11 protein-coding genes are annotated in these 9,604 nt (G+C 73.4%); 6 read left to right on the forward strand and 5 right to left on the reverse strand.

Translation table 11 applies throughout. The features are described 5' to 3' along the window. Both QCZ28_RS34185 and QCZ28_RS34190 read right to left on the reverse strand, forming a co-directional pair. Positions 1-551 (reverse strand): lytic polysaccharide monooxygenase (locus QCZ28_RS34185; protein ID WP_279520492.1); only part of this gene is annotated, 551 nt, incomplete at its 3' end. 109 nt (positions 552-660) lie between these two features. Then, entirely contained in the window at positions 661-936 is a 276-nt protein-coding gene (locus tag QCZ28_RS34190; RefSeq protein WP_112737007.1) for an isoamylase early set domain-containing protein, read from the reverse strand. A 156-nt stretch (positions 937-1,092) separates the two neighbouring features. Between QCZ28_RS34190 and QCZ28_RS34195 the strand changes: the two genes are divergently transcribed. The 4 genes from QCZ28_RS34195 (at position 1,093) to QCZ28_RS34210 (ending at position 4,187) form a co-directional block, all read left to right on the forward strand. Beyond that, a complete protein-coding gene (locus QCZ28_RS34195) occupies positions 1,093-1,353 on the forward strand; it encodes a Prokaryotic metallothionein (protein ID WP_279520493.1) in 261 nt (86 codons plus the stop codon). A gap of 217 nt (positions 1,354-1,570) precedes the next feature. Further along, positions 1,571-2,506 (forward strand): DMT family transporter, encoded by a 936-nt coding sequence (locus QCZ28_RS34200; protein WP_279520500.1) that lies wholly within the window; start codon positions 1,571-1,573, stop codon positions 2,504-2,506. A 24-nt stretch (positions 2,507-2,530) separates the two neighbouring features. Next, positions 2,531-2,986 carry a GNAT family N-acetyltransferase gene (locus tag QCZ28_RS34205; RefSeq protein WP_279520494.1) on the forward strand — a complete coding sequence of 152 codons (456 nt, stop codon included), beginning with the start codon at positions 2,531-2,533 and terminating at the stop codon, positions 2,984-2,986. 118 nt (positions 2,987-3,104) lie between these two features. Beyond that, positions 3,105-4,187, forward strand: a complete 1,083-nt coding sequence (locus QCZ28_RS34210; protein WP_279520495.1) for a lytic polysaccharide monooxygenase — start codon at positions 3,105-3,107, stop codon at positions 4,185-4,187. A gap of 51 nt (positions 4,188-4,238) precedes the next feature. Here QCZ28_RS34210 and hemQ read toward each other — a convergent pair whose 3' ends face one another. Genes hemQ through hemE form a run of 3 tightly spaced genes read right to left on the reverse strand, consistent with a single transcriptional unit; the run spans position 4,239 to position 7,452 of the window. Further along, complete coding sequence (hemQ, locus tag QCZ28_RS34215; RefSeq protein ID WP_030336238.1) at positions 4,239-4,940, reverse strand: hydrogen peroxide-dependent heme synthase; 702 nt, start codon at positions 4,938-4,940, stop codon at positions 4,239-4,241. Beyond that, positions 4,937-6,349, reverse strand: coding sequence for a protoporphyrinogen oxidase (gene hemG / locus QCZ28_RS34220; protein WP_279520496.1), 1,413 nt, complete (start codon positions 6,347-6,349; stop codon positions 4,937-4,939). Before hemG ends, hemQ begins: the two co-directional genes overlap by 4 nt. A 5-nt stretch (positions 6,350-6,354) precedes the next feature. Further along, on the reverse strand, positions 6,355-7,452 hold the full coding sequence (hemE, locus tag QCZ28_RS34225; RefSeq protein ID WP_279520497.1) for a uroporphyrinogen decarboxylase: 1,098 nt from the start codon (positions 7,450-7,452) through the stop codon (positions 6,355-6,357). 149 nt (positions 7,453-7,601) lie between these two features. Here hemE and QCZ28_RS34230 point away from each other — a divergent pair, with 149 nt between their 5' ends. Then, complete coding sequence (locus QCZ28_RS34230; protein WP_279520498.1) at positions 7,602-8,174, forward strand: DUF3000 domain-containing protein; 573 nt, start codon at positions 7,602-7,604, stop codon at positions 8,172-8,174. A gap of 95 nt (positions 8,175-8,269) precedes the next feature. After that, complete coding sequence (locus QCZ28_RS34235; protein WP_279520499.1) at positions 8,270-9,589, forward strand: ribonuclease D; 1,320 nt, start codon at positions 8,270-8,272, stop codon at positions 9,587-9,589. Positions 9,590-9,604: the final 15 nt, after the last annotated feature.

A 9,604-nucleotide genomic window follows, 5' to 3' on the forward strand; every position in this document is an offset into this window, starting at 1 on the left:
GTGGGGGTGGGTGTGGGGGTGGGGGTGGGGTTCGTCCCGCCGCCGCCGATCTGCACGTCGATGCAGGAGTAGAAGGCGTTCGCCGTGTCGGAGATGTTCCACACCGCGAGGATCTTCTGCCGGCCGGTGAAGCCGCCGAGGTTGACGTTGTGCGAGACGGTGGCGCCGGGCTGCTGACCGTTGCCGTTGACCACGCCGACGCGGGTGTTGCCGATCCAGTACTCCCAGTTGCTGGTGGCGTGCCGGGCGGTGTTCACCCAGGTGAAGGTCAGCGAGCTGCCCACCGAGGTGGCCGGCCAGCCCCGACTGTCGTCGTTGAGGACGGCGAACTGGGCGATTCCGGCGTTGCAGCTGCGCAGACCCTTGGGCCCTTCGACGCTCTGCGGCTCGTACTTGATCTGCCCGCAGTCGGGCACCCGGCCCTGCGCGCAGAGCGCCTGCCGGCTCGGCGGGGCGGAGACGTAGCCGTGCGCCTGCGCGGGGGCGGCGACGGTCAGGGTGGCGGCGACGGCGCCCGCCGCCACCAGCGGAACAGTGATTCTTCGACGCATCGGGGCAGCTCCTTCTCCAGGTGCGGTGAGGTGCCCCTCAACGTAATTTAAACATTGTTAACAGTAAAGACTCTCATCGATAAATACATCGATGGTGACGGTTTTCTTGTCAGAGCCGCAGCAGGCTGCCCCGGTCGTCGACCTGATCGGCGGACTCGTCGTCCAACCAGACGCCGCCGGTGCCGAGGTACCGGAACCGGTACTCCCCCGGCGGCAGCTTCACCGTCACCGTCCTGGTGCCGTCGCGGCGGGCCACCAACTCGTGTCGACCCGGCTGCCAGCCGTTGAAGGAGCCGACGACGCTCACCGGGCCGGGCGGGACGTCACGGGGCAGGCAGAAGGTGACCCGGGTCTGGTTGCCGAAGAGCTTGTTGCGCTTGATCACGGTGATCCTCCGGGGGTCGCGGCGGTTCACCAGGCACAACGGGCAACACGCCGACGCCGACACGCCGCCACCCCGGTCAGGCGTCGACGTTCCGCCGCGCGCCCCGGTAGCCCTGGGGGATTCTGTAGGCACTTGTCCATGTAACGGAGGTTTTCGGTGGCAACCTGCGAGGTCTGCGGCAACGACTACTGGATGGCGTTCGAGGTGCACACCGTCAGCGGCGACGTGCACACCTTCGACTCGTTCGAATGCGCGATCCACCGGATGGCACCCATCTGCGAGCACTGCCAGGTCAAGATCGCCGGGCACGGCGTCGAGGTCAACGGCCGCTTCTTCTGCTGCGCGCACTGCGCCCGCGCGGTCGAAGGCGCGGTGGGCGCGGAGGTCCGCGACGCCGTCGGCGCCCGCCCGGCCTGACCGCGCCAACCCGGCCGCGGGTCAGCCGGGCCACCAGACTGGGGTACGGTCGTCGCCATGCGACCGTTTCTGGGCGTCCTGCCCCCGCCGCGCTCCTGAACGGAGCGCCGCGCCTCTCGCCGACCGGGTGACCTGACCCCGCTCGGCCATCCTGTCGTACGCGCTCCGTCGACGTCGTCCCCGTCAACGGCTCACCCTTCGGAGCGCTTCCGTGTCCATGACCCGTACCCCGTTGCCGGCCGCCTCGGCCGCCCGCCACGCCGCCCGCAGCGGCCTGATCCAGATCACCGTCACCGGCGTGCTGTGGGGCACCACCGGCGTGGCGGTGCAACTCCTGCGCGAGGGCACCGGGCTCAGCCCGGTGAGCATCGGCTTCCACCGCCTCGCCATCGCCGCGCTCGTGCTGCTGGCCTGCACCGCCGGCCGGCTCCGCACGATCGTGTCCGCGCTGCGCGCCGCACCCGTACCGCTGCTGCTCACCGGCGTCGGCCTCGGCCTCTACCAGGCGCTCTACTTCGCCGCCGTGGCCTGGGCCGGCGTCAGCGTGGCCACCATCGTCAGCCTGGGCCTGGCCCCGGTGCTCGCCGCCGCCTGGGAGTCGGTGCAGGCCCGCCGGCTCCCCGGCCCGCTGCGCCTGGGCACGCTGGTCGCGGCGGTGGCCGGCCTCGTCCTGATCACCGGCGCCACCGGGCAGCCCGGCGCGGCGGCGCCCGCCCCGCTGCTCGGCCTGCTCGCGGCGGCCGGCTCCGGCCTCGGGTACGCGGTGACCACCCTGATCAGCCGCCAGGTGTCGCAGCGCACCCCGCCGATGACCCTGACCACCATCTCCACGGTGGTCGGCGCGCTGACCCTGGCGCCGTTCGCGCTGGTCGCCGGGGTCGGCCTGCCGGTACGCCCGGACACCGTGGCGCTGCTGCTGCACCTCGGCGTGGTCACCACGGCGGTCGCGTACGCGTTGTTCTACGCCGGGCTGCGCACCACCCCGGGCAGCGTCGCGGCCGTGCTGACCCTGCTCGAACCGCTCACCGCCGCGGCGCTCGCGGTGGCGCTGCTGCGCGAACCGCTTCCCCTGCCGGTGATCGTCGGCGGCGTCCTGCTGCTCACCGCCGTGGCCGCCACCTACCTCGCGCCCGACCGGGCGGACAGCAGGTGAAACCGCCCGACCTACGATCGGTGGATGCCCCAGCAGACCACCGAGATCCGGACGGCCTCCTTCGCCGACCTGAACACCCGCACCTTCCACGACCTGCTCAAGCTGCGCATCGACGTGTTCGTGGTGGAGCAGAACTGCCCGTACCCGGAGCTCGACGGGCGCGACGTCGAGCCGGGCACCCGGCACCTCTGGCTCACCGACGGCGGCGCGCCGCTGGCGTACCTGCGGATTCTGGCCGACCCGGACGGCACCGCCCGGATCGGTCGGGTGGTGGTGGCCCCCTCGGCGCGCGGCGGCGGACACGCCGGCCGGCTGATGAGCGCGGCGCTGGAGGTGGTGGGCAACCGGCGGTGCGTGCTGGAGGCCCAGTCGCACCTGGTCGCCTTCTACACCCGGCACGGCTTCGCGGTCAGCGGCCCCGAGTACGTCGAGGACGGCATCCCGCACACGCCGATGCGACGCGAACCCATTGACGTGTGACGATCAGACTGGCATCGTGCCGGGTAGCGCCGTCGCGGGAGCCAGCGATGAGGCACGGGAGTGGGCAACTCCCGGCGATCCGGGTGTCGACGTCCGACCTCATCCCCCCGGGGGCTCCATGTCCACTCTCACCCGATCACGACGCGTGCTCTGGCTGTTCGCCATCGTGGCGACCACCACGCTCCTGCTGACGACCGCACTGACCACCGTGCTGACCAGGCCCGCCTCGGCGCACGGTTCGGTCGTCGACCCGGCCTCGCGCAACTACAGCTGCTGGCAGCGGTGGGGCGGCGACTTCCAGAACCCTCGGATGGCCACCGAGGACCCGATGTGCTGGCAGGCCTGGCAGGCCGACCCGGCCGCCATGTGGAACTGGAACGGCCTGTACCGCGAGGGCGTGGGGGGCAACCACCAGGCTGCCGTCCCCGACGGCCAACTGTGCAGCGGCGGACGCACGCAGAGCCCCCGCTACAACGCGCTGGACACCGTCGGCGCCTGGAAGACCACAGCGGTGTCGAACAACTTCCGGCTGCGCTTCTTCGACGGGGCCAGTCACGGCGCCGACTACATCCGGGTGTACGTGACCAAGCAGGGCTTCAACTCCGCCACCCAACCGCTGGGCTGGGGCAACCTGGAGTTGGCGGGCCAGATCGGCAACACCCCGGCCTCGCAGTGGGACCCGGACACCGGCGGCGTCTCGATCCAGATCCCGGTCAGCGCGCCCGGACGCACCGGGCGGCACATCGTCTACACCGTGTGGCAGGCCAGCCACTTCGACCAGTCGTACTACCTGTGCAGCGACGTCGACTTCGGCGGCGGGTCGACCAACCCGCCCACCACGCCCCCGCCGACGACCCCGCCGCCCACCACCCCGCCGCCGACGACCCCGCCGCCGGCCGGTGCCTGCACGGCGACGTACCAGGTCACCGGGCAGTGGTCCGGTGGCTTCCAGGCCGACGTGAAGGTGACCGCCGGTGGTTCACCCACCCGAGGCTGGTCGGTCACCTGGAACTACGCCAACGGCCAGCAGGTCACGTCGTCGTGGAACGCGACGGTCAGCAGCAGCGGCACGCAGGTCACCGCGCGCAACGCCGCGCACAACGGCACCCTCGCCGCCGGAGCGAGCACCACGTTCGGATTCCTCGGCTCGTGGAACGGCAGCAACCCGGTTCCGCTGGTCTCCTGTACGACGACCAGTTGACCCCCGTCCGGCGCCGCACCCGGGCGGGGGTGCGGCGCCGGTCGGCGGGCGTCAGACCAGGCAGTTGACGATCTCGGCCACCGAGCGGCGGCGGCCGGTGTAGAACGGGACCTCTTCGCGGACGTGCCGGCGGGCGCCGGAGGCGCGCAGGTCCCGCATCAGGTCGACGATCCGGTGCAGTTCGTCGGCCTCGAAGGCCAGCATCCACTCGTAGTCACCGAGCGCGAACGAGGCGACCGTGTTGGCCCGCACGTCGGGGTAGCCGCGGGCCATCTTCCCGTGCTCGGCCAGCATCTCGCGCCGCTCGGCGTCGGGCAGCAGGTACCACTCGTACGAGCGAACGAACGGGTACACACAGATGTAGGCGCGGGCCTCCTCGCCGGCCAGGAACGCCGGGATGTGGCTCTTGTTGAACTCCGCCGGCCGGTGCAGGGCCATCTGCGACCACACCGGCGTCAACGCCCGCCCCAGCGTGGTGCGGCGCAACCGCAGGTACGCGTCCTGCAACGCGTCACTGGACGCGGAGTGCCACCAGATCATCACGTCCGCGTCGGCGCGCAGCCCGGAGACGTCGTACACGCCCCGGACCACCACGTCCTTGCCGGCCAGCTCCTCGAAGAGGGACTCGACCTCGCCGGTGACGTTGTCCCGCAGCGACGGCAGCGGGGCGCTGGCCCGGAACACGGACCACATGGTGTAGCGGATGCTGTCGTTCAGCTCCCGCAACCGGGCCGCGTTGGTCTGCTCGGTCATCTCGCCGATCCTCCCAGTGCTGTGATGATCTCCTCGGCCGCCGTCTCGCCGGAGCGGACGCAGACCGGGATACCGACGCCGTCGTAACCGGCGCCGGCCAGGGCCACTGTGGGGTACGCGGCCCGCAACGCCGTCCGCGCGGCGGCGAGCCGGTCGGCGTGCCCCGGCGCGTACTGCGGCAGGGCCCCGCCCCACCGCTGCACGTGCCCGTCGACCAGGGCGGGCAGCGCGGTGCCGAGCACCGCCGAGAGCTCCCGGTGCACGGTGGCCGCCAGGTCCTCGTCGGGGCGCTGAAGCTGTGCCTCCTCGCCGTACCGGCCCACCGAGGCGCGCACCACCGCCAACCCGTCCGGCCGGCGCAGGTGCCCCCACTTGGTGGTGAAGAACGTCGCCGCCTTGATCAGCAACCCCTCGGTGCTCGGCACCAGGAAGCCGGACAGCTCGGGCAGGCGCGGCTGCGGCAACGCCATGGTGACCAGCGCGACGCTCGCGTAGTCCAGCGCGCCGACACCCGCCGCCACCGCCGGCGCCGCGTCGGCGAGCAGCCGGGCGGCGGGGCGCGCCGGCACCGCCAGCACCACGGCGTCCACGTCCACCAGTTCCGGGTCCCGGGTCGGGCCGACGGTGAGCCGCCAACCGGTGCCGGTCGCTGTCAGCTCACGCACTGCGGCGTCGCGCCGTACCGTGGCGCCGCTGGCCGTCACCGCGGCCTCGACCAGGGTGCTCAGCCCGCCGACCAGGGTGCCGAAGACCGGGGCGCCGGGCGCTCGCGGCGCGGCGGCCTGCGCGGCCCGGACCGCGCCGACCAGGGTGTGCTCCACCCGAGCCGTCCGGGCCAGCGCCGGCATCGTGGTGACCAGGGACAGATCGTCGGCGCGGCCCGCGTACACGCCGCCCAGCATCGGGTCGACCAGCCGGTCGACCACCTCGTCCCCGAAGCGGGACCGGACCAGCGCACCCACCGAGACGTCCGCGTCCGGCCCGACCAGCGGCCGACCACCGTCGGTGTCGGCGTCCGCGGCCGGGCGGGCGACAGCGGCCACCCGATCCAGATCCCCGGGTACGCCCACCAGGGTGCCGCCCGGGATGGGGCGCAGCCCTCCGTCGACGACCAGCGCGGCCTGCCCCACCGTGGGGTGCACGATCCTCTCGGCCAGCCCGAGCCGGCGGGCCAACGCCACCGCCGCGCTCTCGGCGCCCGTCGGGTCGCGCATCAGGAACGACTCCGCGCCGAACTCCACCGGCTGACCGGCCAGCTCCCCGGTACGCAGCTTGCCGCCCAGCGCGCCGGACTGCTCGTACACGGTGATCTCGGTGCCGGCCGGTGCGCGGTCGCGCAAGCGGACCGCGGCGGCCAGCCCGGCGATCCCGCCGCCGACCACCGCCACCCGCCAGGGCTGCCGCGTCACGTTTCTCAGCCCTGGTCGGCCCGGCGGCTGGACAGTTCGTGCACCAGCGCGACCACCCGGGTCAGCACCTCCGGATCGGTCTCCGGCAGCACCCCGTGGCCGAGGTTGAACACGTGCCCGGGGGCCGCCCGGCCCTGCTCCAGGATGCGGCGCACCTCGGCCTCCACGACCGGCCACGGCGCGAGCAGCACACACGGGTCCAGGTTGCCCTGCACCGCCTTGTCCGCGCCGATCCGGCCGGTGGCCACGTCCAGCGGCGTCCGCCAGTCGACGCCGACCACGTCCGCCCCGGCCTCGCCCATCGCGCCGAGCAGCTCGGCGGTGCCCACCCCGAAGTGGATCCGCGGCACCCCGGCGGACGCCAACCCGCTCAGCACGGCTGTCGAGTGCGGCAACACGAAACGGCGGTAGTCGGCCTCGGAGAGCGCGCCGGCCCACGAGTCGAACAACTGCACGGCGGACACCCCGGCCTCGATCTGCACCCGCAGGAACGCCAGCGTCACCTCGGCCAGCCGGGCGCAGAGCGCGTGCCACAGCTCGGGGTCGCCGTACATCAGGGCCTTGGTCTTCGCGTGGGTGCGCGACGGCCCGCCCTCGACCAGGTAGCTGGCCAGCGTGAACGGCGCACCGGCAAACCCGATCAGCGGCGTGTCGCCCAGCTCGACCACCAACTGCCGGACGGCCTCGTCGACGTACGGGACGTCGTCGCGGGTGATCGGGCGGATCCGCTCCACGTCGGCGGCGGTGCGGATCGGCTCGGCGACGACCGGGCCGGTGCCCGGCACGATGTCCAGGTCGATCCCGGCCGCGGCGACGGGCACCACGATGTCGCTGAACAGGATGGCCGCGTCCACCCCGTGCCGGCGCACCGGCTGGAGGGTGATCTCGGTGACCAGCTCCGGCCGGCGGCAGGACTCCAGCATCGGCACGCTCGCCCGGATCTCCCGGTATTCCGGGAGGGAACGGCCGGCCTGGCGCATGAACCAGACCGGGGTGTGCGGGACGGGCCGACGTCGGCAGGCCCGGATGAAGGGCGAGTCGGCCGGTCCGCCGGGGCGGGAATCTCCGTCTCGGGCGACAGTGCCCGTGGTGTCCGTGCTCATCGCCGCAATCGTGCCACGCCCACCAGCCCCAACCGGGTGGGGGTGAGAGGAAGGGCACCGTTCCTTACCCCCGAACCGGCGTGGGGGCCCCTCGGTGAGCGTCGGCGCGCCGTCGAAGCGGCGGGCGGACGTCGGCATAGGCTGCCACCATGGCCCCCCCGATCGCGCTCCCGGAGACGTTCGCCCGCGCGGTCGCCGGGCTGCGGTCGGCCGCCCCCCGGCCGGAGATCACCCTGGAGGAGGTCGGCGCTCCCCAGCGGCTGGCCCCGTACGCGTTCGCGCTGTCCGCGACGGTGCTGCGCGACGACGACGAGGTGGCGACCGGTCGGCTGATCCTGCTGCACAACCCGGCCGGGCACGAGGCGTGGCAGGGCACCCTGCGGCTGGTCACCTACGTGACCGCCGAGTTGGAGGTCGACCTGGCCGCCGACCCGCTGCTGCCCGGGGTCGGCTGGACGTGGCTGACCGACGCGTTGGACGCCCAGGACGCCGGCCACCGCGCGATCGGCGGGACGGTGACGCAGACCATGTCGACCCGGTTCGGCGATCTCGCCGGGCCACCGACCATCGGTGACATCGAGATCCGCGCGTCCTGGACGCCGGTCGACGACGACCTGACCCCACATCTGCTCGGCTGGTGCGCGCTGCTCGCCGACACGGCCGGCCTCCCCCCGCCCGGTGTCACCGCCCTCTCCGACCGGCGTCCGGCCGGCGCGGCCTGATGGTCGGCACGCGGCAGGCAACTTTGCGGACACCTGGCCGACACACGCCGGACCGGCTGCACCCACCGGATCTCCGCGCGCACTAGGGTTGTCAGGTGACCGACGAACCACCCCTGCGCCGTCGGCCCACCGAGGAACTTCCGGGAAACGCACCCCAGCACCCGCCGTCGGCCCAGCCGCAGCCGGCGGGCGAGGGGGCCGACCCGGCCGACGGTGGGCCAGTTCCGCTGACCGCCCCGCGTGACGGCACCCCCGATCCGGTGGCCGCCCCGGCCCAGCTCGCCGAGGTCGTGGCCCGCTTCGCGGCGGGCACCGGCCCGGTCGCCCTGGACGCCGAACGCGCTTCCGGCTACCGCTACAGCCAACGCGCGTACCTGGTGCAGCTGCGCCGGGCCGGTTCGGGCACGGCGCTGATCGACCCGCTGCCACTGCCCGACCTCAGCGCGCTGGACGCGGTGATCGGTGAGGCCGAGTGGGTTCTCCACGCGGCCAGCCAGGATCTGCCCTGCCTGGCCGAGGTGGGGCTGCGCCCGCGCCGACTGTTCGACACCGAACTGGCGGCCCGGCTCGCCGGCTTCGAACGCGTCGGGCTGGCCGCGCTCACCGAGCAGCTGCTCGGTTTCACCCTGGAGAAGCACCACTCGGCGGCCGACTGGTCGAGCCGACCACTGCCCGAGTCGTGGCTGACGTACGCCGCCCTCGACGTGGAGCTGCTCACCGACCTGCGGGACGCACTCGACGCGGAGTTGACCCGGCAGGGCAAGTCGGCCTGGGCCGCGGAGGAGTTCGCCGCACTGGTCCGCACCGGGGCCCGCCCGCCCCGGGTGCGCGCGGAGCCGTGGCGGCGCACCTCGGGCATCCACCGGCTGCGGGGGGCGCGGGCCCAGGCCCGGGTCCGCTCGATGTGGTACGCCCGGGATCAGATCGCGGCCCGGCGGGACGCCGCTCCCGGGCGGGTGTTGCCCGACTCGGCGATCATCGCTGCGGCGGAGCTGGACCCGAAGGACGAGAAGACCCTGTTGACCCTGCCCGGCTTCGGTGGGCGGTCGGTCCGTCGGTTGGCCCGCACCTGGCTCGCCGCGCTCGACGACGCCCGGCAGCTGCCGGAGGATTCCCTGCCGGTCTCGCCGGCGGTGGAGGGCCCGCCTCCGCCGCACCGGTGGGCCGAACGGGACCCGGTGGCGGCGGGTCGGCTGGCCCGTTGCCGGGAGGTCGTGATCCGCATCGCCGGTGAGCACAACCTGCCGCCGGAAAACCTGATCACTCCGGACTCGATCCGCCGGCTGGCCTGGACCCCACCGGAGGAGATCACCCCGGAGTCGGTGGCGGAGACCCTGCGCGGCCTCAACGCCCGCGAGTGGCAGATCAACCTCCTCACCCCCGACCTGACCGAAGCCCTGACCCCCACCCCCTAACCCCCACCCCCACCC

The sequence above is a fragment of the Micromonospora sp. DH14 genome (assembly GCF_029809455.1).
Classification (GTDB): domain Bacteria; phylum Actinomycetota; class Actinomycetes; order Mycobacteriales; family Micromonosporaceae; genus Micromonospora; species Micromonospora parva.